The organism is Colwellia marinimaniae, from assembly GCF_002207865.1.
GTDB lineage: Bacteria > Pseudomonadota > Gammaproteobacteria > Enterobacterales > Alteromonadaceae > Colwellia > Colwellia marinimaniae.
Genome location: NZ_BDQM01000018.1, coordinates 14,705 through 36,864 on the forward strand (window position 1 = coordinate 14,705; position 22,160 = coordinate 36,864).

18 protein-coding genes are annotated in these 22,160 nt (G+C 39.0%); 11 read left to right on the forward strand and 7 right to left on the reverse strand.

The genetic code is table 11. The annotated features are described in order from the left end of the window. Positions 1 to 45: 45 nt before the first annotated feature. From MTCD1_RS11485 to MTCD1_RS11500, 4 genes are all read left to right on the forward strand, one after another. Positions 46 to 2,670, forward strand: coding sequence for an intermembrane phospholipid transport protein YdbH family protein (locus MTCD1_RS11485; protein ID WP_057182872.1), 2,625 nt, complete (start codon positions 46 to 48; stop codon positions 2,668 to 2,670). Positions 2,671 to 2,950: 280 nt separating this feature from the next. Next, positions 2,951 to 3,133: a YnbE family lipoprotein gene (locus tag MTCD1_RS11490; RefSeq protein ID WP_057182871.1), complete on the forward strand. Its 183-nt coding sequence runs from the start codon at positions 2,951 to 2,953 to the stop codon at positions 3,131 to 3,133. 8 nt (positions 3,134 to 3,141) lie between these two features. Then, positions 3,142 to 3,507: a YdbL family probable chaperone protein gene (locus MTCD1_RS11495; protein WP_082606597.1), complete on the forward strand. Its 366-nt coding sequence runs from the start codon at positions 3,142 to 3,144 to the stop codon at positions 3,505 to 3,507. A gap of 279 nt (positions 3,508 to 3,786) precedes the next feature. Then, positions 3,787 to 4,668, forward strand: a complete 882-nt coding sequence (locus MTCD1_RS11500; protein WP_057182867.1) for a TIGR01777 family oxidoreductase — start codon at positions 3,787 to 3,789, stop codon at positions 4,666 to 4,668. 13 nt (positions 4,669 to 4,681) lie between these two features. On the opposite strand, the gene MTCD1_RS11505 is transcribed toward MTCD1_RS11500, so the two are convergent. From MTCD1_RS11505 to MTCD1_RS11515, 3 genes are read right to left on the reverse strand one after another with little or no spacing between them, the layout of a single operon-like run. Further along, a complete protein-coding gene (locus MTCD1_RS11505; protein WP_057182865.1) occupies positions 4,682 to 7,801 on the reverse strand; it encodes an efflux RND transporter permease subunit in 3,120 nt (1,039 codons plus the stop codon). Between the two features lie 9 nt (positions 7,802 to 7,810). Continuing rightward, positions 7,811 to 8,857 (reverse strand): efflux RND transporter periplasmic adaptor subunit, encoded by a 1,047-nt coding sequence (locus MTCD1_RS11510; protein ID WP_057182863.1) that lies wholly within the window; start codon positions 8,855 to 8,857, stop codon positions 7,811 to 7,813. Positions 8,858 to 8,861: 4 nt separating this feature from the next. After that, the gene (locus MTCD1_RS11515) at positions 8,862 to 10,262 is read right to left on the reverse strand and encodes a TolC family protein (protein ID WP_057182861.1); all 1,401 of its coding nucleotides are present in this window, start codon (positions 10,260 to 10,262) and stop codon (positions 8,862 to 8,864) included. 284 nt (positions 10,263 to 10,546) lie between these two features. Between MTCD1_RS11515 and MTCD1_RS11520 the strand changes: the two genes are divergently transcribed. Beyond that, entirely contained in the window at positions 10,547 to 10,945 is a 399-nt protein-coding gene (locus tag MTCD1_RS11520) for a Cd(II)/Pb(II)-responsive transcriptional regulator (RefSeq protein WP_057182860.1), read from the forward strand. A gap of 132 nt (positions 10,946 to 11,077) precedes the next feature. On the opposite strand, the gene MTCD1_RS11525 is transcribed toward MTCD1_RS11520, so the two are convergent. Next, positions 11,078 to 11,404 (reverse strand): hypothetical protein, encoded by a 327-nt coding sequence (locus MTCD1_RS11525; protein ID WP_057182858.1) that lies wholly within the window; start codon positions 11,402 to 11,404, stop codon positions 11,078 to 11,080. Between the two features lie 81 nt (positions 11,405 to 11,485). Beyond that, on the reverse strand, positions 11,486 to 12,355 hold the full coding sequence (locus tag MTCD1_RS11530; RefSeq protein ID WP_088568951.1) for an alpha/beta hydrolase: 870 nt from the start codon (positions 12,353 to 12,355) through the stop codon (positions 11,486 to 11,488). Positions 12,356 to 12,995: 640 nt separating this feature from the next. Here MTCD1_RS11530 and MTCD1_RS11535 point away from each other — a divergent pair. After that, complete coding sequence (locus tag MTCD1_RS11535) at positions 12,996 to 14,084, forward strand: extracellular solute-binding protein (protein ID WP_082606596.1); 1,089 nt, start codon at positions 12,996 to 12,998, stop codon at positions 14,082 to 14,084. 194 nt (positions 14,085 to 14,278) lie between these two features. On the opposite strand, the gene MTCD1_RS11540 is transcribed toward MTCD1_RS11535, so the two are convergent. Then, positions 14,279 to 15,163: a LysR family transcriptional regulator gene (locus tag MTCD1_RS11540; RefSeq protein WP_057182855.1), complete on the reverse strand. Its 885-nt coding sequence runs from the start codon at positions 15,161 to 15,163 to the stop codon at positions 14,279 to 14,281. Between the two features lie 229 nt (positions 15,164 to 15,392). Between MTCD1_RS11540 and MTCD1_RS11545 the strand changes: the two genes are divergently transcribed. From MTCD1_RS11545 to MTCD1_RS11560, 4 genes are all read left to right on the forward strand, one after another. After that, positions 15,393 to 16,436 (forward strand): YeiH family protein, encoded by a 1,044-nt coding sequence (locus tag MTCD1_RS11545; RefSeq protein ID WP_057182853.1) that lies wholly within the window; start codon positions 15,393 to 15,395, stop codon positions 16,434 to 16,436. Positions 16,437 to 16,562: 126 nt separating this feature from the next. Further along, complete coding sequence (locus tag MTCD1_RS11550) at positions 16,563 to 17,390, forward strand: DUF4097 family beta strand repeat-containing protein (RefSeq protein ID WP_231733097.1); 828 nt, start codon at positions 16,563 to 16,565, stop codon at positions 17,388 to 17,390. A gap of 304 nt (positions 17,391 to 17,694) precedes the next feature. Beyond that, positions 17,695 to 18,924 (forward strand): EAL and HDOD domain-containing protein, encoded by a 1,230-nt coding sequence (locus tag MTCD1_RS11555; RefSeq protein ID WP_057182851.1) that lies wholly within the window; start codon positions 17,695 to 17,697, stop codon positions 18,922 to 18,924. Between the two features lie 81 nt (positions 18,925 to 19,005). After that, on the forward strand, positions 19,006 to 19,398 hold the full coding sequence (locus MTCD1_RS11560) for a response regulator (protein ID WP_057182849.1): 393 nt from the start codon (positions 19,006 to 19,008) through the stop codon (positions 19,396 to 19,398). Between the two features lie 264 nt (positions 19,399 to 19,662). Here the strand turns inward: MTCD1_RS11560 and MTCD1_RS11565 are convergent, their stop codons facing one another. Beyond that, a complete protein-coding gene (locus MTCD1_RS11565; protein WP_057182847.1) occupies positions 19,663 to 19,989 on the reverse strand; it encodes a hypothetical protein in 327 nt (108 codons plus the stop codon). Between the two features lie 500 nt (positions 19,990 to 20,489). On the opposite strand from MTCD1_RS11565, the gene MTCD1_RS11570 reads away from it, so the two are divergent. Then, the gene (locus tag MTCD1_RS11570) at positions 20,490 to 22,154 is read left to right on the forward strand and encodes an ATP-binding protein (protein WP_057182846.1); all 1,665 of its coding nucleotides are present in this window, start codon (positions 20,490 to 20,492) and stop codon (positions 22,152 to 22,154) included. Positions 22,155 to 22,160: the final 6 nt, after the last annotated feature.

Sequence of the window (22,160 nt, forward strand, 5' to 3'; positions counted from 1 at the left end):
AGCTGTGTATCTATCATATTCATATTTGATGGTAAGGGATTATAATTGCGTTTGTTTAAAGTTACCTTGGCGATATGCTTAGTCATTGTTATTACCCTTAGTACGGTATTTTATAGCCGTAGTTCAGTGGTTACTTCAATGGTAAATAATTATCTAACACCGCATAATAGTGCAATAACGTGTCTAGATTTTAATATAAATGCCAATTTTGATCTGTTGATTAGCCGCTTATGTATTGACACTCCCTATGCTGAGCTAGAGTTAATTAATACCAGAATAGAGTGGCAGTTTGAACCGAGCTACTTAACAGCGGCTAAAATAGCGGATGCTATTTCAGCGATACACATTGCCTCAGCTAATGTGCGTGCTAAGGCTGATATTTTTTTACCAGCCCGTTCAGCTGCGCAAAAATCTAACGAGTTTCCTGCTCAACTTAGCCAGTTACTCAATGATATCGTCGAGTTTACTGTGCCAGTCGAACTTGATATCCAAGCATTTAGTTATCAAGTCTTCACTAATCAATACAATCAACAGCAATCTATTTATCAAGGGCAATTATCAGCGACAGCAGAGCAGTTGCATTTTTCCCTAGCTAACGCTAAAAAAGAGTCTGTTCTTGTCCTTGAACTCGTGCGAAAGCAGCAAGGATTTAGCGCTAACATAAACACTGATTTAGCCAGCTTGAGAACTTTTTTGACTCTGCATCAATCGGCTTTACCGCCAGCATTAGTCGCACCATTAGTGACGGCAGACAATGAATCTTGGTCCGTTAAGGGGGCGTTTAACAGCCAAATTGACTGGCATCAGCAAGTCTTGACTATGGCAAATACACTCAGTCATTTTTCTTTTCGAGCAGAGCAAGGCTTTGCCCAATCAGGGCCTATTGAGATCGAAGCAACATTGGCTTGGCAATCAGTATTCACGGCTGGCAATTTAACTTTGGATTTTACTCATGATAAGAATCAAGCAAATTATCAGCACAATAAAATACAGCTAATTATTGAACAACCACAGCTGCTTAAGACACTCTCTGCCCAAGGAATTTCTCCGCAAGTACTCAATTTCCTTAACGATAATGTTATTAACGAGGTAAGTGTGAGCCCAAGGGGCTCGGTAAAGATAGATTTCACCAAGCAGCGTATTATAAGCGATGGCTTTAATATCAGCACTAGCAATATCAATGCACCACTAACACTATCACTCAATAATTTAGCACTCAGTTATCATGATAAGCCAGCAATAACGGTTAACTTACAAAAAGCGCAATTTTCACTGACAGGACAAGTAAATGTTGGCCAATTAGCGCCTTTTAGTAAGCAGCCGGTAAAACTAAATATTATCGGTGCACTGGTACAGCATAATGACTTTTGGCAAGTAACGCTTGGTGAAGACACGGCCATTGAAATAACTCAGCTAAGCCTGCCATCAAGTATGGGTCAGCAAGAAAAAATAAAAAATAAAGCAATAGTGACCTCGCTTATTAGCCACTGGCAAGGCAGTGTCGCTATTGCCAAGCATGACCGGAAAAGTCAGCTAAATAATAGTGCGGGGGTGACTTTTGAGTTGGAAATTAACCACCAGATAAGCCAGCTACATCTTGCTAATATCATCCATATTAACAGGCTTGAGTTAAATACTAAGGTCAGTGGTAGTGTTGATAATATAGTCATACATGCCGAAGTGATTGCCGACAACTTAGCCATTGCTAGGGTAAAATTAACCGGTGATATACGTCAACCCAGCATAGAGATCTTCGCCAAAGAGCTACTAATTACCGACTTATTCGCCTTAAAAATAAAGCTGCCCATTGAGATGGAACTTATTGATGGCACACTCAGTTACCACTTATCAGGGCAAATTAAAAATAATGAAAATTTCATGGCTAATCAGATGTTATTGGCTTTGTCGGTAAAGGATGTTAGCGGTGAAATAGATGGCACTTGGCTGCAAGAACTTAACTGGCAACAGCAATTTATGCTACAACATGGTCAGCTAACATCCATAGCTACAGATGTTAAAGGTAAGGCTAATGCGGTCAATAATCTGACCATTGCCAAGATCGAAACCGCCACGGTAATTAGTCAATTTTCGACGCAAATCGCTATTGATTTTGTCCAAGGTGAGCTAAGCCTGGTTGCTAGAAATAGCCAAGGTAATTTGTTTGGCGGGTCTTTTGCTATTGCTCACGCACAATGGCCTTTTAGTAAAACGTTGGCCGTAGAGCTTAAATTAACTAAAATAGACTTAGAAAAACTACTCGAGTTAGATAAAAAGCAAGGTATAGTTGTTACTGGCAAGGTTTCAGGGCAATTGCCTCTATATTATGATGGCGAACATTTTCTTATTAAAGCCGGGCATTTACACAATGTTGGTGATGGCCTTATCCAAGTTTATAATAACTCTGCGGTCGCAGGGCTAAAAGCCAGTAGCACAGAGTTTAGTTTGGCATTTGCTGCCTTGGAAAACTTACACTATCATCATTTAACTTCTGCCGTATCAATGACGGATGACGGTTATATGTTGCTCGTGACCGAAATCAAGGGCAGAAATCCTGATTTAGATAATGAAGTAAATTTAAATTTAAATCTTAGCTATGACTTATTAGGTTTGTTAGAGTCATTCAATATCACCGAGTACTTTGAGAACAAATTAATCAAAGGCTTACATTAGGGGCTGTTGAACTTTCGAGATTACTTTTACAGCAACATGTTTGATATTTAGGTAAGGCAGAGTATGTAAATGTAGCTAGCTACATGAACATACGATAACGTAGTATAAATTTCAAACAAGTGCTGCCCTTTGGGTTCATTTAAAACGAACTTATTCATTGTTGCTCGCTTTTTTAATAGAATAACTATGATACCAAGCTCGCGCCGCGATTAAGCCGGTTTTAAATTGAATAAATTTTAACCCTGAAAGGTCAACAGACCCTCGTTATTAAGGAACATTTATGGATAAAATACTGGCACCTCTGCTAGCAGTTTTTTTATTTACGGCTTGTACTCATAAAATTGAAGTGAGTGCTAAAGAGCCAATCACCATTAATTTAAATCTCAAAATTGATCATGAGATTCGGATAAAAGTCGATAAAGAACTTGATGATATTTTCAGTGACGATAGCGATATCTTTTAGGAGCAAGTATGAACAACGTAATAAAGCATTCAATCAAGCATTCAATTAAGCTCTTCATTAGGAAAGTATGCCTAGTACTTGTTGCCTCAACCATGGCATTTTCGGCGTGGGCAATATCTATTGACCAAGCAAAACAGCAAGGCCTTGTTGGTGAACTGCCTAATGGCTATTTAGGTGTGGTAGTTACCAGCGCTGAAGTAAGCAGCCTAGTTACTATGGTGAATAAAAAACGCAAAGATATTTACTTGAACTTAGCGCGTAAAAACAAAATTACTATGCAGCAAGTTACTAAATTAGCGGGTGAAAAATCTATCTCGAAAACCCAAGCAGGGCATTTAATTAAAAATGCTGCTGGCCAATGGGTTAAAAAATAACTTACTAGTCTTAGCTTAAGTCATAGCACAGTAACTATTTCAATAATAGCTAGTTTAATAGTCAATAAAAAACCGCAGCAGTTAACTAAGTGCTGTGGTTTTTTTATATCTTTTGAGCAGTAGGTGCTAATCAATCACCTTTGCTGTACTGATGTTTTTCATCACCGCGCCTTGAATTGCAATAGCTCAAGCACTCTGAAACATGCATCTTGAATGATAACGGGTATATAACTACTATTATTAAAGAATTAATGTGTTATCTATCATGGTGGAGCAAAGATGAAAATCTTAATAACTGGCGGTACTGGCTTAATTGGTCGGCACTTTATCAAATCATTTCAGCAGCCGTATCAATTCACTGTGTTAACCCGTAATAGCGAAAAAGCTAAGCAAGGTTTACCTCAAGGGATTGAATTTATTGAGCAACTGCCCGAGCAAAATTGCTTTGAGGTGATAATCAACCTTGCCGGTGAGCCCATTATTGATAAACGCTGGACCGTTAAGCAAAAAGAAAAGATTTGCCAAAGTCGCTGGCAAATAACCGAACAAATTATTGCCATGATTGAGCGCGCTAGAGTTAAGCCCACTTGTTTAATCAGTGGCTCAGCCATAGGTTACTATGGTGAAACTGGCAATGTTTCCACTCATGAAGATGCCCAAGTCAGCCAGGCAGATTTTGCTCATTCGTTATGTGAAAAGTGGGAAAGTATTGCCCTAAAAGCGCGTGAACATTGTCGGGTAGTGCTGTTACGCACCGGTGTGATTTTAGCGAGTGATGGCGGCGCATTGGCGAAAATGCGTTTACCCTTTACGCTAGGATTAGGGGGTAAGCTTGGCCATGGGCAGCAGTATATGTCTTGGATTCATATCGATGATATGGTGCACATTATTCATTTTAGCTTACAAACAACCAGTATTGAGGGCGCTATTAATTGTACCTCACCAAAGCCATTAACCAATGCTGCCTTCACTAAAGCCTTAGGTCAGCAATTTAATCGACCGACTTGGTTTAGTGTACCGGCCTTTATGCTCAAAAGTTTAATGGGCCAAGGGGCTGAGTTATTACTGACTAGCCAAAATATTTATCCGCAAAAACTGCTCAATCATGGTTTTGATTTTAATCACAGTAACCTTGAACATGCTCTTGCGGATTTACTTTAGCTTATAGAGCAAACTATTTAGTTTTGCTAAAACTTCGCTCATGGACAATACGATAAAGTATTGGCAAGACCAACAGCGTCAGTAATGTTGATGAAATAATACCGCCAATAACTACCGTGGCTAGCGGACGCTGTACTTCGGCGCCGGTACCAACGTTAAGTGCCATAGGCACAAAACCTAAACCTGCCACTAATGCGGTCATCAATACCGGTCTTAGTCTGATCATGGCGCCATCGATAATGGCAGTAAGCAACTCTGTGCGTTCTTTACATAGTTCTCTGATAAAGGCCAGCATCACTAAGCCATTTAATACCGCTACACCTGATAGGGCAATAAAACCGACGCCAGCAGAGATAGACAGTGGCATATCGCGTAGCCACAATGAAATCACGCCACCGGTTAGTGCTAATGGAATGCCAGTAAAAATGATAAGGGCATCTTTTACTGAACTAAAGGCCATAATTAATAGTGCAAAAATCAGTGCTAGCGTTAGCGGTAAGACCATCGACAAACGTTGGCTGGCCGACTCAAGTTGTTCAAAGGTACCGCCATACTCTAGCCAATAACCAGCAGGAATTTCAACTTCGCTGCTAATTTTAGCTTTGACTTCGTTAACAAAAGTGCCGAGATCTTTACCGCGAACATTGGTGGTGACTACTATGCGTCTTTTACCATTTTCTCTGCTAATTTGATTCGGTGCTGGCGATATCTCAAGAATTGCTACTTCAGATAAAGGTACATAGCCACCACTAGCCAAGGAAATTGGTAACTCACTCAATTTATTTACATCACGCCTAATAGTTTCCGGTAATCTAAGCACAATATTGAAACGACGGTCACCTTCAAAAATTAAGCCAACGTTTTTACCACCGATAGCAGTAGCGACAATATCTTGTAACTCAGCAACGGTTAAACCATAGCGCGCCAGAGCAATACGCTTTGGCACTATCGATAACATGGGTAAGCCAGTGACTTGCTCAACTTGAATATCACTAGCACCGTCAACTTGCTCAAGCACTTCGCGGATGGCATTGGCGGTGGTTAATAATTGTTGCAGATCATCACCTATTACCTTGATACCTAAATCCGCTCTTACCCCTGAAATCAGTTCGTTAAAGCGCATTTCAATGGGTTGTGTTAGTTCAAAGTTATTACCCGGCAGCTTTGCTACTTTAGCCATAATGTCAGTGGCTAATTCAGCATGAGTTAAATTGGCGTCTGGCCATTCGCTGCGTGGTTTTAACATAATAAAAGTATCCGCAACGTTAGGTGGCATAGGATCATTGGCAATTTCTGGCGTACCAATTTTTGAAAACACATTGAGCACTTGGGGAAATTGAATAATGCTCTGTTCAAGTAACTTTTGCATTTCCACCGCTTGCTCTATGCCGGTACCTGGAATACGAATAGCCTGTAATAAAATATCTTCTTCGTTCAGTTGCGGAATAAACTCTGTGCCTAAGGTTGTTGCCAACCACGTAGAAAATATCACCAGTATCGTTGCCAGTGACAGCACGAACCAACGCATTTTCATCGCCATAAGTAATAACGGTTTATAAATTGATTTACTGACTTTTATTACCAGACTTTCTTTGTCACTAATATCACCGGTCATAAATAAGGCAATAGCCGCAGGTACTAAAGTAACCGACAATACTAATGCCGATAGTAAGGCGATAACGACGGTAGCCGCCATAGGCTGGAACATTTTTCCTTCTACACCTGTTAATGAAAACAATGGGATATAAACTACAGTAATAATAATTACGCCAAATAAGCTCGGTCTGATCACTTCATTCGTGGCTTGAAAAACCACATGCAGCCTATCTTTAACTGCCAATCTGGCGCCATTATGACGCTGTGCTTCGGCCAGACGGCGGGTGGCATTTTCGACAATAATGACCGCGCCATCGACAATCAAACCAAAATCCAAGGCCCCTAAACTCATTAAGTTTGCCGACACCCCTGCTTGTACCATGCCTGTTATTGTTGCGAGCATGGTTAATGGGATCACCGCGGCGGTAATTAATGCCGCTCTAACATTACCCAGTAATAGCAATAGTACCGCTATCACCAATAAAGCACCTTCAACTAGGTTCTTTTGTACGGTAGCAATGGCTTTATCCACTAAGGTAGTTCTGTCATAAACCGCGGTTATTTTAATGCCACGGGGTAAAGAACTTTGTATTTGGGCAAGCTTGTCAGCGACAGCTAGTGACACTTCTCTAGCATTTTCACCCACTAGCATCATGGCAGCGCCGAGTACTGTTTCTTTACCATTGTGGGTGGCAGCACCGGTACGTAATGCTTTACCTATGGCAACCTCAGCAATATCACTGACCTTAATGGGTGTATTATTGAGGTTTTTGATCACCACCTGCTCAATATCAGCAATAGTTTTCAATTGTCCTGGCGATCTAACCGTCAGCTGTTGGCCATTATTTTCAATGTAGCCGGCACCACGGTTGCTATTATTGGCTGCTAATGCTGACTGTATATCGGCGAAAGAAATATCAAATTCGAGCATCTTTCTCGGAGATGGCGTTATGTGATACTGCTTATCAAAACCGCCGATAGTATTTACTTCGGTAACACCTTTCACCAAGGCGAGTTGTGGTTTGATGATCCAGTCCTGTATTTCCCTAAGGGCGGTGGTATCATAACGGCTACCATCGTCTTGCCTGGCATCATCATCTGCATCAAGGGCATACATGAATATTTCGCCTAACCCCGTAGAAACTGGTCCCATTTCTGGCGATAGACCTGCGGGCAGTTTACCCTTGATGGTATTCAGTCGCTCGTTGATTAAACTGCGGGCGAAATATAAATCCGTACCTTCTTCAAAAACCACAGTTACTTGCGATAAGCCATAGCGCGATAGTGAACGGGTATAGGATAAATTTGGTAACCCGGTTAAAGCCGTTTCAATCGGATAAGTGATGCGTTGCTCGGTTTCTAATGGTGAATAACCATCAGCGCGGGTATTGATTTGTACTTGTACATTGGTGATATCTGGTACGGCATCAATAGGTAGTTTTTGATAACTCCAAGAGCCCACCGCCATTAAAACTAAGGTTAAGCTGATTATTAGCCTGCGGTTGGCAATCGAGAAGCGTAAAAGTGATTCAATCATAATCCCCTCCTAGTGGTGATGTTCAGCGCTGGATTTCTCCAGATCAGCTTTAAGTAAGTAACTATTTTTCACCCCGTAGACTTCGCCCAGATCTAACCCCGACAATATTTGTGAAAATTGACCGTCGCTAAGTCCTAAGCTCACTTCGCGCATAGCAAAGCCATGGTCATTTTTAACGAATATCACTGTTTTACCAGCCATCACTTGAATGGCGCGATTATCAATAATGAGTGGCACTGATTTTTTGTTAATAACGACAGAGCCTGAAAGCAGACTACCGGCAGACCAGGTACCTTGGCTATTATCCAGTGGCACTCTGGCGATAATAAAAGGGCTATTTTTTGACGTAGGTAAAAGTTGGCTGATCACTGAGTCGGTAAATTGCAGCTCTCTAGTAATACGTACAGCTTGACCTATGGCGACTTTAGGTTGTTGCGTAGCAAAGACCTGTAACTCCAACCATAACTTTTGGTGATCCTCAATAGTGAGCAATACTTGTTCATTGGCTAATTCGCCTGGATTAGCATTACGCTGGGTGATAACACCAGAAATAGCAGCGTGAATGCTATAGCGCGTTAGGCTGTTATTGGATTCTATTTCAGCAATAAGCTGACCTTTTTTTACCTTATCGCCAACATTGACGCTGAGCTTGGTGATAATGCCGGCAAAGCGTGCGCGAACATGACTAACGCTACTTGGCTCAGTAGTCGAAGTGCCATATAAGGTCAGTCGCTGTTTTATTTCACCTGAACTCGCCGTTACGGTGGTAATACCGACGGTTTTCATCATCTCAGCTGACATTTCGATATGGCCCTCTTCGCCATGTTCATCGCCGTGCTCATCGCTATTTAAAATGGAGATAGGCTCACCGTGAACATCAGCATGTTCAGCTACTTTTGTAGCTGAATGGTTATCTACAGGCTTATCTGCATAGTAAGTTGCATAACTTGTTAGAGAAAATGGCGGGGTAAATAATAAGGTAGCCAGCACAGCACTCATTAATAATCCGTTCTTTAGGCCGACCTTCAGGCGGCGAGCTAAAAAGTGTTTGTTCATTAAATTATCCTTGGCTAAAGTGCTTGTTTGTCGGTGAAATATTTTCATATGAGGCTTGTTGTTGAAAATGCTGTGAGGCAGGTAAGGGCTCGGCAATCAATTGTTCAATGTCGGCGCCAAAATGTAACGCTGCTGATGCCGAGGTAATTAGTATTTGTTTAGCAATAAGTAATTCTTGTCTCGCACTTAAATAATCAAGATAACTATATAAGCCACGTTGATAGGCGATTTTTGTTTCAGCAAGTGCTTCTGCACGTAGTGGAATAATGGTATTTCTTAAGCTATTTGCGGTGTAAATAGCCTGCTTGCGACTGGCATAGGCTTGTTGTAATTGGTTATGCAACTGCAACATAGCGGTGATTTTTCTCGCTTGTACTTCATCTCGCTCTGCTTGCGCTGAAATAATAGCGCCTGAATTATTACTTGAGCTAAATAACGGTATGCTAAAGCCAGCAACGAGGGCGGTATCACCAATACCTTGCAACTGTTTTATGCCAAGGGTCCACTGAATATCGGTACTCGATTGGCTTTTGGCTAAGCGCACTTGTGCGTTTTTAAGCCGCTCTTCACTGGCAAAGGCGAGGATGGCAGGATTTTGTTTTACCTTGGCATAGAGTCGATCAAAAGTGATATCTGCAGCAAAGTGATATAAGTTACCGGCAACGTTAGTAAAGCTCGGCGAGCTTTCATTCCATAACAAAGCCAAGGAAAACTTAGTGGCGGAAAACTGCTGCTGTGTGGTCGCAGCGCCTAAACGGGCACTGCCGACAGCGGCCATGGCGCGTTTGATTTCGGCTTTTGGCGTCGAGCCTGCTTTGGCGCGTTTTTCCACGGCAAGCAAAGTGTCTTCTGCCAGTTGTGTTGCTTCATGTGCTAAGTTCAAGTTTGCTTGAGCAGTCAGTACATCAATATAGCGACGGGTAACTTCCGCTAATAAAGTTAGCGCGGTAATTTTCCGTTCAGCAGCTAACATGGCACTTCTATGGCTAACAAAATCACGACGTGCATCACGCTTACCACCCATTTCAATAACAGACGATAACGACACGGTAAACTCAGCGCCAGAAAAACCTTTTAGCTCTCCCGTTCCAGCAAAATTTTCTGCTTCAAACGCTAGCTGATAACCAGGCGCTAGTGCTTGAGTTTGATGTTGGCCATCCAGTGAGGCTTGGCGCAGAGCGAATACTTTAAAAGCCGGATTTTTAGCTAAGGTACGCTTAATTGCCGTGGCTAAGGTTAAAATTGTTGGCTTATCAGTAGCAGCGTTATTGCCCTGTGCTATTGCGTTAGGGCTAAGTAGCAATATAGCTACGCAGATAACTAGGTAGGCTACTGGATAAGTTAATAAGCTAGTTTTTCTCCATACATGATGGAGTACTAACGAGTGGTAATAAGATGAAAACATTGCTCTTCCTAATATTTACTAAATTTGCTCACTTAGGTAGGTGAGGTACTTAGCCAAGTTAACGGTTACATAACGACGATTTATTGGTCCGATAGTTATAATTTTCTGATATTTTCAGCTAACACCTACTAAGGCTTATCGCTATAATGGCGGCATAATAAACCTTCCAGTAACAGTAAGGTCAACGATTAAAAAAACAGTTATAAAACTATTATGAGTAAGTGTATGAATTCAAGTATGAAAGAGGTGTAAAAACTACTATGAAGGCTCAAAGTAAGGTGAGTATGAAAATAAGTCAGCTGGCTAAGGTCACCAATGTTGCCAGTAAAACCATTCGCTATTACGAAGACATTGGATTATTGCCTGCAGCGTATCGCAATGACAATGGTTATCGAGAATATGGTAATAACGATATTGAACGTTTGGTGTTTATTAGGCGTTGTCGAGAATTACAAATTCCGCTAGAACAAATTAAGACCTTGATAGTAGTACAGGTTGACCCAAAGTCGTCTTGTCAGGAAGTTGATGCTTTGATTGAGCAGCAGTTAGATAAGGTAAGAAAAACCATTGCCGAGCTAACCTTGCTAGAGCAAACATTGCATACCCTAGCGACCTCTTGCCCTAACGATAAGGTCGGTGATTGTCAGATATTAAAGAACCTTCAGCAAGAAAAACCCAGTTGATTGCTGCTTATCCAGAGTTCAGGTTACTTATTTATTATTGAGTAATAACTAACTTGGGCCAATGTTCTAGCCCGCCTTTTGATTCTCGCTAAGTGGTCAATTAATTAAGGTACTTACTTTGCTTATGATGATTTACAACTCATCTAAAGGATCGTATGCATCGTCCTTTAAACGGATACATTCTTTTTGAGACTTTCCTATCAAGTGTGAGCACTTAGCATTTTTTTTTGGAGGATTACTGGTTGCAGCTTCTTTTTCTGGTTGATTTTGTACTTCGTTATAAAGTGCACTGGCCAGATAAATGGCCGCATCGGCGGTACTACAATCTTGTCCTTTAGGGGGGAAACCATTATTGCCATTATCAAAAGTTTGCTCTCTACTACAGCTTGAGCTAATGGGTATAATACAAGCCGTTAATAGCGTCGTTAAGATGATGGTGCAAGTGATTCTTTTATACATTTTTACTCCTAGATACAACCTTGACGCTGACATAATCTTTGCCAGCGGTCCATTGACAGTAAAGCTACTCAGCCTAAGCTGTTAGCCATCTTCACAACAAGTTAAGCCTTTAATAAAAGTAGCATAAGCTTTAATGGCTTGCTGTCTTTTCATCGTTTGACTATGCTCGGTATCAGCGATGATTGTTAAGGTTTTGTCTTTACTATTGGAAGCATCATATAAGGCTTGAGAAAATTCAACAGGGGTGGTTGAATCATTTTTACCAATAAGAAACAATAAAGGGTTAGTGTATTTTCTAATAAGTTTAATATTGTCTATTGCCGCTAGTTCAGGTGATACCGTTACCGTTGAAAATACTGTGGACCAAGCGGGTACTAAATTATCAATTAATTCGGGTACAGTACTAATGGCACCATCAAGAATTAAACCATCGATTGCTCGTTCGCTTGCTATATAGCTAGCTAATAATGAGCCCATGGATAAACCATGAACGGCGGTTGGCAGATTGTCGGGTAAGTTTTCCTTTGAGAAATCAAAAATGTTCAGTGCATCATTTTGTAAATCTTTGACACTTAAATTACTTCTTTTCTCACTAACCCCTGTGCCTCGATAATCAAACCAAATCACATTGGCAGGTAATAGGGCAAACTGATCTAGAATGCCAGCAGACTGGCTTATTTTCATACCGTTGCCAGCAAAGAATATGACATTTACCTGTGCATTTTTGTGTAATAATTTTACGCCATTAAGCAATAAACCTTCTGGTGTCGTCAGGGATATTTTAGATATATCAATTAACGTGGCATCGTGAGTGATTTTATTATTTATTTGTATTAAATCTAGCGAAGGCTCTACCTTGTCATCTTGGTAAATAAAAGAGTCTGCGGTAATATTTACCGCACAGCCAGAGAGCATAAAAATTATAATTAACAGTGTTGTACATATTTTCATCGGGTCACATTCCTTGTTGTTGAAAGGTTAATGCCATCTTTAGCATTAACTTTCGGTGTTTATTTAGCTGTTCGCTAGGCTAACATCAATGGTGTTGATCTTAAATGATTGATTATTTAGGACAATAATGTCGTTAATATGTTCAATTTAAAATTTTACTGGGCTCTAGGGATGATCATTTATGCTGCAGAGAAAAGGTCTGAAAAAGTGAAGATATATAGCTTTAATCGCAGATTAAATTTTTTAAAGTTGGCCTGATAAATACTCAATTTCAAGCATATAGCCCTAGTCGGTCAGTTATCTATTGCTCTTTTATCTAGCGGTTACCACCAATAGCGATGGCCTATTTGAGCCTTGGTAGTTGCCCAGCGTTAACAATAAAAAGTAACATGGCTATGTAGTTAGCTCAGGACGTCGTTGTAAACGTCATCTTCGAAGTCTCTGATCGAAGATCCATTGCTTTTAGAAGCTGGATCCCCGATTAAGACACCACGGGGATGACGATCCTGAACCATGTACATAGGCATGAAAAGTAATGAAAATAACTTAAGCTGAAAATGGCTGTGTCCACTAAATATCTAAGCTTAACTTAGAGAGCATTCTATACTGAAATAATCAGTATTCAATGAAGGGGCTCGCTGTGGTGAGCAAACTAGCATTATTTAGTATTCTTTTACTTTTGCCTTGGCAATTATTGGCAATGGAAAAACTAAGGATTTTTACTTGGGCAGGCTATGTGACCGCTGAAAATATAACGCAAGTAAATGAAATATTGATAAGTAAGGGTTATAACTATCAAGTTGAAGTCATCACTACGAAAGCTGAAGATGCCGATCAAATGTTTGCCGTGATCCGAAATAAGCAATGTGATATTACTTTCCTGACACTTTTTTTTATTAAAATGCACGGTGAACAGATTTCCAGACTGTTACAACCGATAAATATTAATTCGCCTAGATTAAGCAACTATAAAAACCTAGATCCCAAACTAACTCATATAGCAATGGGCATGCAGCAAGGTAAACCACTCTATATCCCTTGGGGAGGAGGTGTTTATGGTTTTTTTGTCGATACTAATAAGGTTAAGCAAGAGGATATACCGACCTCAGTCAAGGATTTATGGGCTGCTAAGTGGCGTAATAAGTTCTCATTAAATCAAGGACAGTTTTGGTATAACGTCGGCTTAACACTGCAAGCGTTAGACTTTCATCCTTTTTACTTAGAGCAATTAGCACAAAAAAATGATCGCAGTGCTTTAAAAGAGTTACTGGCCAAGCAGGGCGTTGTGCTCAATAAATTTAAGCAGCTCTATAATAATGCCGGAGGATTTTGGCAAAGCTCAACAAAGTTTAATGACAATCTTGAAATCGTATCTAGTTGGGGGCCTGAGATAAAGAGGCAAAATGAGCATGGAGGAAAATGGCAGTTAATTAATTTTAAAGAAGGCCATTTGGCTTGGCTTGATACCATTAATTTTGTGCGTGAGCTAAAAGGTGACAAGCTAGCCGCAGCAGAAGTTGTTGCTAATTATTTTATTGATAAAAAAGTTCAGCAGAGGATTGTCGATGAACTTTCTATGTTACCGGCCTCGGTTAACCTAGACAGTAGGGGACTATTAGATCACTACCCAAACCTGTTTAATGCGGATTTATTTGTGCCGCCCTATAGTCAACTTTCTTATAGCTTAATGCAGCAAATGGTTGAACAAGTTACTGATGATCGTGAATAAATTATACCCTGGCTAACAGATTAAAATAAGCAGTTAAAGTGGCGATAAAAATATTATTAAAGCGGCTTAGGTATGAATAACAGTAGATGAATAAAGGGCGCGGCATAAGTGGCTAATAGCTGATATTAAATAGCAGCGGCAGTGAATACTATTCATTGCCGTTTTTTATTGGCTAGTTTATTGCTTTTGCACTGCTATTTATTCGGACTTGCTGTTATCAAGTAATCAATGAATTTTTGCGTAAGTAAGTTATGGTGACTGTCTTTATGAGTCACCAAGGAAAAACGTCTTGATAAGTCCAGTGGTGATTTCAGCGCCACTAAACCGCCATTTTTTAGCTCTTCAGCAATACTGAGTTGTGACAGGCAACCTAGCCCTAAACCGACCTTAACTGATTCTTTAATGGCACTTTGTCTGCTTAGCTCCATGGCTAAATTAATTTGTACACCTCTTTGCTCGGTGGCAGCATCAAAAATAGCCCGTGTACCAGAGCCGTGTTCACGCAATACCCAAGACTGTTGTTGCAGTTGCTCTAGGTTGATGGTCGAGTTTTTTGCTAACGGATGATTAGGTTGGCAAAAAATTTGTAATTTGTCATCTTGCCACGGGATGATTTTTAAATGTTTATGTAGCGCGGGTCCTTCTATTAAACCAATAGAGGCTTTGCCCTTGTCTAAATGATCTATCACCATCTGGGTATTACCTATGTGTATTTCAGGTACTACTTCAGGATAAGATTTTATAAATTTAGCAATTAATTTAGGCAGCAAATAAGTGGCTATGGTGGCGCTGGCGACAATGCGCAAGATACCACTCATGGTATTTAGATTGGCAAGCTGCAAGCTAGCAAGTAAATCGGCTATCTGGCGGACTTTAGGTAGGGATTTAAGACCATTCTCAGTGATCACTAAATTTCGACCAACCCGTTCAAATAGTGGATAACCTAAACTTTGCTCTAATTCTTTCAATGCTTGACTGGCGGCAGATTGGCTTAACGCCAGCTCATTGGCGGCTTTGCTGAGTTTACCTAAGCGTGCCGTGGCTTCAAATAGTTGTAGTTTTTTTATCGAAATACTCATAACTAAGTTTCCTTCAGCAACAATAGGCCTTAGGAATAGTTGGCCTTAGTTGCTCGTCTCTGATTTTTATTTAAACTAAAGAACAGTTCGGTTTTTTGAATACTATACATTAAATATATCCATTATTCTTATTGTAAACTTTGCCTTATATTATATTCCATAGAGTGATAACTCGTTGCCAATTAGTTATTAGCTATTTATTCGTTTTTTGTCAGAAAAGAGCTGCCTTATGCCTACCTATATAGTTCTGCCCATTATTACCTTGTTGGCAATTGCCTTAGCAAAAATAGAGCAAGTATCCGCTTTTGGTTTGAGTGCCCTGCCGTTAGCGATTGTTTTTGGCATGCTTTATGGTCATTTTTCATTAAGAGTCGAGGACAAAAGAGAGCAACAATTTTCAACCTTTTGTAAACAAAAGCTACTTAGATTAGGCATTATTTTATTTGGTTTTGGTCTGAGTTTTCAGCAAATCTTGGCGGTAGGTTGGCAAGCCGTTGTTGTTGATTTGGTCGTTATTGGTACAGTGTTTTCTGTCGGTACTTTTGTGGGTATCAAGGTACTAAAACTGCATCGTGATGTTGCTATTTTAATTGCTGCCGGCAGCGCTATTTGTGGTGCTGCGGCTATTCTAGCGACCGAATCTGTGCTTAAACCAAAACAAGAACAGGTAACTATTGCCATAGCGACAGTGGTACTTTTTGGTACCTTAGCCATGTTTAGTTACCCATTTATTTATCAATGGGTGGATATGAGTGAGCAATCTTTTGGTATTTATATCGGCAGTACCGCCCATGAAGTTGCGCAGGCGGTTGCTGCTGGACAAAGTATTAATGATGAAACCATGCAAACGGCAGTGGTTGTCAAACTTATTCGTGTGATGATGTTAGCGCCATTTATTTTAATGCTGAGCTCAGTACTGTGTCATCTTAGCAATCGAAACGATAGCCGTATCGCTAGTACGGCTAATGGCTGTGCCAGTAGCCGTATTGACAATAAAGCTCAGCGTGAAAAAAGTGTCATTATTATCCCTTGGTTTGTTTTTGGTTTTATGGCAACTGCGATGATTAATAGTGTTGTTATTTTACCCGAGTCACTGAAAGCAGTTTTGAGTTTTGCCAGTCAGTTCTCTTTAGCCATGGCCATGGCGGCACTCGGCGCGCAAACCCAGTGGGCCAGCATTAAAAAGGCCGGGCCTAAGCCGCTTATCTTGGCCTTGATATTGTTTATTATGTTAATTTGTGGTGGTTTTTTCTTAAACTCATGGTTAATCTAAAGGCTTAATTTCATGGGAAACCGAGGCAAATATTTAGTTTTATTACCGATATAAATTAAATATCCATAAATTATAAAGTAAATTTAAACCTTTTTTGTTATTGCGGCATCTCACTTAGCAATGACAATGACTGATAAAACAAATAAAGATATATGGAGATACCCTATGTTCAACGCTAAAAATACTTTTAAATACGCACCAATTGCTCTGCTGTTAGTGGCGGCTGGTATACAAGCTAAAACCATTAATAAAGAGTTTACTGTTGCCAGTGGCGGCTTATTAAAAATTGAAACTGATGTTGGTGCCATTGATATTGATACTCATGCGAAAGAAACTGTATTGATTACAGTAGAAATTAACGGAAAAAATGAAGATGATATGGAGGTTAGTTTCATAAAAAGTGGTGATAATATCAGCATTAAAGGGGATTTTGAGCGTAGCGGCTTCAGCTTTGGCTTCGGCAGTAATCCTATAAAAGTTACTTATAAAGTAACTTTGCCACAAAACTATAATGTCGATATTAATACCAGTGGTGGCTCTATTGAAATTGAAAACCTCACCGGTAAAGTTGATGCCTACACTTCTGGCGGCTCAATTTCTTTAGAAGATCTACAAGGTGATGTTGATATTAAAACCTCAGGTGGCAGTTTAGACCTGGATAATATCATTGGAAAAATTAATGCCAAAACCTCAGGTGGCAGCATTAAACTGAAACTACCGACCAATCCAAGCAAAGATAGTAACTTAAAAACTTCTGGTGGCTCTATTACCGCTTATTTAGCTAAAGACGTAGCAGTAAATCTTACCGCTAAAACCAGCGGTGGCCGTGTCTCAAGTGAGTTTGTTGTCAATGGCAAAACCACTAAACGTTCAATTGAAGGCACCATCAATGGCGGTGGCCCTGAATTGGTATTAAAAACCAGTGGTGGCAGTGTCCGTATTAAAAAAATATAAGAGCAAAGTATGCTACTAACCAGTTGCACGAGTCTTAAAAATTCTTTAATAAAGCTTGTTAGTAAAACTTTTTAGCAAGAATTTTAGTGAAAATAACAAAGCGTAATAGGTTGATTATTACGCTTTTTTGTTATTTCCTTTGATGACCGCAAGCACAGTCATCAAATAGGTTAATAGGTATTCCAATAACATTATTAGCTAAAGAAAAAAATTTTTATTTAGCGACGTTTTTTGTTATTACCTAAATAGTGACTAGACTAAATTCATAGTAAAAAAATAAAAAATAAAAACTGGGAAAGGTGTAATGGAAGAGATTAAAAATAAATTTGTTGCTCGCCAAGCTATTTTTGATCATAACCAGAATACCTATGCGTATGAACTTTTATATCGTAATAGTTTAGATGATTTTTATAATTGTTCAGAGCCAGAAAAAGCCAGCACGAAAATTATTTTACAAAACCAACTTTATGGTGACTTAAGCAATCTTTGTTCGCAAAAAAAAGCTTTTATCAATTTTGATGAAAAAACTTTATTAGCCAATGTACCCTTAGTGTTAGATAGAAACGCTGTAGTTTTGGAGCTGTTAAAAACTATTAATGTTACGCCTGATGTTATTAAAGTAGTCTCAGATTTATATAAAAAAGGCTATATCTTAGCATTAGATGATTATGATTTTTCACCTAAGTGGGAACAGTTGTTTCCCTATATATCCATTATTAAGGTTGATAGAGAAGACATTCCATTTGAGAAAATAGCAGCCTTAAAAAATAGCAAGTTCGTCGCAGATAAAAAGATAAAGATTGTTGTCGAAAGAATTGAAACTCATCAACAGTTTAATATGCTAATCCAAATAGGTATTGACTATTTTCAAGGTTATTTTTTTCACAAACCAGAAATAAGCGTTGGCCATTTTATTAAGCCTGTTAAGTTAAATTTGCTGCTGCTATTTGCCGAAGTGTGTCAGCTAGAGATGAACTTTGATACTTTAGCTGAAATAATTTCTCAGGATGTAAGTTTAGTGAATGGAGTGCTAAAATTAGTCAATTTGGAAATAGAAAAAAATCGAGTAGAAATCAGCTCGATAAAGCAAGCGGTTACTTTTTTGGGAACCGATAAAATAAAACAATTTATCGCTATTATCGCTATGTCAAAGCTATCATCTGATTGTAATAATGAGTTGTTAAGAGAGTCATTAGTGCGCGGTAAGATGATGGAATATATATCTTTTTCTCCAGCATTTTTAAAAATAAGAGGCTTAGCCTTTATTACCGGTGTCATGAGTCACATAGGTGCTATTCTCAATTGCTCCCTTGAAAAAATAATTATGGATTTACCCTTAGCAGAGGAAATAAAAACGGCCTTAGTAAACAAAAAAGGGCTATTACATGATGCACTCGAAATAGCAAAACATTATGAATTCTCAGACAATCAATACGAACCCTGTACCATCATGGCTAAGCACGATATATCAGAAGAGATGTTACTCATGAACTATCATGATGCATTAAAGTGGTGTTGTGCAACTTGCCCATAGGCATTAAAACATTGTTTATCAGATTTAAAATGAAGCACTTAAGTTGCTTTTTAGGCCATGGTAAAGATAAGGACATAACAAATGTTTAACATTATGATCATAGATGACTCTAAAGTAGCGCTCGAAATTACCGAGGAAATATTATCAAAAGAAGTCAATGCTCAGCTAAATATTAGAAAATTTTCTTGTGCTGTCGAGGCCAAAAATAAATTACTTTCATTTCAACCCGATTTAGTTATTACCGATATTGAAATGCCTAATACCAACGGTTATGAAGTTATCGAGTTTATTAAAGAAATAAGTGATGTACCTATAATCGCGGTATCAGGGAGTACTTTAAAAAAAAATGATACCGCGACTATTTTACATGTTGCCAATTTAATCGGTGCAGATTTTACTTTAACAAAAAACGATATCCGCAGTAAACTGTCCGATCTGGTGATGTCCATTTTTTGTAAAGAGAAAGACAGGTAATATAATTATTTGTCAAACTATTCGAATTTTTTTCAATAAGGTATTATCTTCATCGCAAGTATCAAGAAAAAATGCCATCTTTTTTAGCTAAGCCATGGAAAAGTGCAACGGCAATAATCAACGCTGTGCCATCACCAATCGCTGGGTATTAATATCTATACCTTGGTTTTGCAGTCCTTCAATGGTGGCAATATCATTTTGCATTACTGCCGCAATTAATTGCTCGCCCTCTGATGAGGGGAGTAATGAGCAATGTTTAGCATCTTATTGAGTATCGCTGATGCTTATTTTTGGCAAAAATGCCGGTGAGACTTTAATGGTCAGTGCTGTTAAAACTTCACTAAACTGAAAAATAATTTCACTGGGCATGTGCCATAAGGCTTGTTCCTGTAACGGCACAACAGCATGCTCTAATGTCGATTGAGTGGCACTTTCATCAATCACAGTGCTTGCTGTCGATGCGGGCTTGGCCACTATAGGTAATGCTGACGTAGTTAACAGTAATGTTAACGGCACTAACGTTGAGGTGATAAAGGCAGTCATTAACACCCAACTACGCATTTCTGCACTGAGGCCTGCTGCTTTTTCCAAAGAATTGCCATGATACTTTGTTCACTATCAGTGAGTTGGGTTGGTTTTTAGGTTGGAGGGTTAAATAGTAGTGAAAAATTGCCTGCTCAATGGCTAATGTTGAGCTAGAAAACTAGCTAGTTGCACTGTTTATAACGGTATAAATAGCGAGGTTTTTATTTAGTCATTTTAACAGACCCTATAAGAAAAGATCACCATTGGCTATGGGGATTGGCGACAAGTATCATCATAATTATTGAAATCAGCTCACAAACGATGAGATTTATTTGTGATAAGAGAGGTAAAAAAGGCACCACAATCTTGACTCAGGGCGAAAGCATTAACGAATTGAGAGCACTCGGATTACCATATCCTTCATATGATTTTAGATGATTATTTAAACTAGGGTTTAACAGTTAAACTTATTCATATTTCAATCTCTAATTTGAATAAATAAACAACCAAAAATCAATAAGCTGTATTATACTCAACAAATTAATCTTAAAAAAAACAACTTTAATATGATTAATTTCTTTTACATTGAAGACGAATATAGACTGCCCCGCGCTATTGTTCTCGCTGTAGTTGTCATTTGTATATTACCTTTTCTTTTGCAATTGATGGGCGCTGATTTTGGTAATGCCATTCACGTACCGGCAACCGGTCAGGCATCGAGTATTGCTCAAGTCACAACCGATGATATGTTTTATCAATTATCGGGTGGTTTTACCCATGCATTACTTGAGTGGACGGCGTTTAGTGCCGCTATCTTCGTGGTATTATTGGCTTTCTGTCATTATTCTATAACCAATGATATTACTACGCCTGTTATTGGTGTCGCCTTGTTTTGTGCCGGCGTTATGGATGCCTTTCATACCTTAGCTGCGACTAGGTTAATTAGTGCCGTTGCCGAAAATAATGATTTAATTCCTTTTACTTGGGCGTTATCACGGGTTTTTAATGCTGTCATTATGATTGCTGGCGTGGGCATGTTTTTATCGGGGAGAAAAATACACCCGAAGAATGGTTTTAAATTTATTATTATCACCAGCTTGGTCTTTGCATTTATTGGTTATCTACTGATCTATTTTGCCGCAACAAGTCATGACCTGCCACAAACTCAGTTTCCGCATGCAATTATTCGTCGTCCGTATGACATAGTGCCATTGTTACTGTTTCTTTTTGCTGGTTTAGTTGTTTATCCAATGTTTGCCAAACGCTACCCTAGCATTTTTGCCACCGCTTTATTATTAAGTGCCTTACCCGAGGTTGCGGTGGAGTTACATATGGCCTTTGGCTCACAACGATTGTTTGATAGTGACTTTAATATTGCTCATTTTTTAAAAATCATTGCTTATGTAATACCTTTGGTTGGCCTGGTATTAGACTATGTGCAAACCTATAAAATTCAAATAGCCCATCATGAACAATTAAAAGCGGCTCATGAAAAATTAAACACAAAAGCATGTGAATTAGATCGTACCAATAACCGACTGATACAATCTAATGCTGAGTTAGAAAAATTTGCTTATATTGCCTCACATGATTTACAGGAACCGTTACGGAAAATTCAAGCCTTCGGTGACCGTCTGCATAAACGAATTGCCATTGTTGATGATGTAAAAGCCATTGATTATATTGATAGAATGCAAAAAGCTTCAACACGGATGCGCAGTTTAATTGATGATTTATTAAAGTTTTCTCAGGTTGGTAGTGATGATTATACTCTCAAAGAGACGGATCTTAATGAAGTATTAAAGAGTGTAATTGACGATTTACATATCAGTATTGATGAAAAATCCGCTCAGATAAATATTGAACAATTACCTATCATTTTGGGGGAAAGTAATAAACTTTATCAGGTGTTTTTAAATATACTATCCAATTCATTAAAGTTCGCTAAGGAAGGTGAACAACCTATAATAAAAATAACCAGTCAACAAGTTATCGTTGAAAATAAAGACTATTGGCAAATTAAAATTACAGACAATGGCATTGGTTTTGAACAAGAATACGCGATAAAAATATTTGAAATATTCCAACGTTTACATGGTCGTAGTCAGTATCAAGGCACAGGCATAGGTCTAGCGATATGTAAAAAAATAATGGAAATGCACAATGGCATGATATACGTTGAAGCAGAATTAGATAAAGGAGCATGCTTTATTTTATTATTCGAATTATAAACTCTT

Excerpts from the sequence above, each read along its gene's own strand:
- MTCD1_RS11490 (WP_057182871.1), top strand. The coding sequence starts at position 2,951 with ATGGATAAAATACTGGCACCTCTGCTAGCAGTTTTTTTATTTACGGCT.
- MTCD1_RS11495 (WP_082606597.1), top strand. The coding sequence starts at position 3,142 with ATGAACAACGTAATAAAGCATTCAATCAAGCATTCAATTAAGCTCTTC.
- MTCD1_RS11500 (WP_057182867.1), top strand. The coding sequence starts at position 3,787 with ATGAAAATCTTAATAACTGGCGGTACTGGCTTAATTGGTCGGCACTTT.
- MTCD1_RS11505 (WP_057182865.1), bottom strand. The coding sequence starts at position 7,801 with ATGATTGAATCACTTTTACGCTTCTCGATTGCCAACCGCAGGCTAATA.
- MTCD1_RS11510 (WP_057182863.1), bottom strand. The coding sequence starts at position 8,857 with ATGAACAAACACTTTTTAGCTCGCCGCCTGAAGGTCGGCCTAAAGAAC.
- MTCD1_RS11515 (WP_057182861.1), bottom strand. The coding sequence starts at position 10,262 with ATGTTTTCATCTTATTACCACTCGTTAGTACTCCATCATGTATGGAGA.
- MTCD1_RS11520 (WP_057182860.1), top strand. The coding sequence starts at position 10,547 with ATGAAAATAAGTCAGCTGGCTAAGGTCACCAATGTTGCCAGTAAAACC.
- MTCD1_RS11525 (WP_057182858.1), bottom strand. The coding sequence starts at position 11,404 with ATGTATAAAAGAATCACTTGCACCATCATCTTAACGACGCTATTAACG.
- MTCD1_RS11530 (WP_088568951.1), bottom strand. The coding sequence starts at position 12,355 with ATGAAAATATGTACAACACTGTTAATTATAATTTTTATGCTCTCTGGC.
- MTCD1_RS11540 (WP_057182855.1), bottom strand. The coding sequence starts at position 15,163 with ATGAGTATTTCGATAAAAAAACTACAACTATTTGAAGCCACGGCACGC.
- MTCD1_RS11545 (WP_057182853.1), top strand. The coding sequence starts at position 15,393 with ATGCCTACCTATATAGTTCTGCCCATTATTACCTTGTTGGCAATTGCC.
- MTCD1_RS11550 (WP_231733097.1), top strand. The coding sequence starts at position 16,563 with ATGACTGATAAAACAAATAAAGATATATGGAGATACCCTATGTTCAAC.
- MTCD1_RS11555 (WP_057182851.1), top strand. The coding sequence starts at position 17,695 with ATGGAAGAGATTAAAAATAAATTTGTTGCTCGCCAAGCTATTTTTGAT.
- MTCD1_RS11560 (WP_057182849.1), top strand. The coding sequence starts at position 19,006 with ATGTTTAACATTATGATCATAGATGACTCTAAAGTAGCGCTCGAAATT.
- MTCD1_RS11570 (WP_057182846.1), top strand. The coding sequence starts at position 20,490 with ATGATTAATTTCTTTTACATTGAAGACGAATATAGACTGCCCCGCGCT.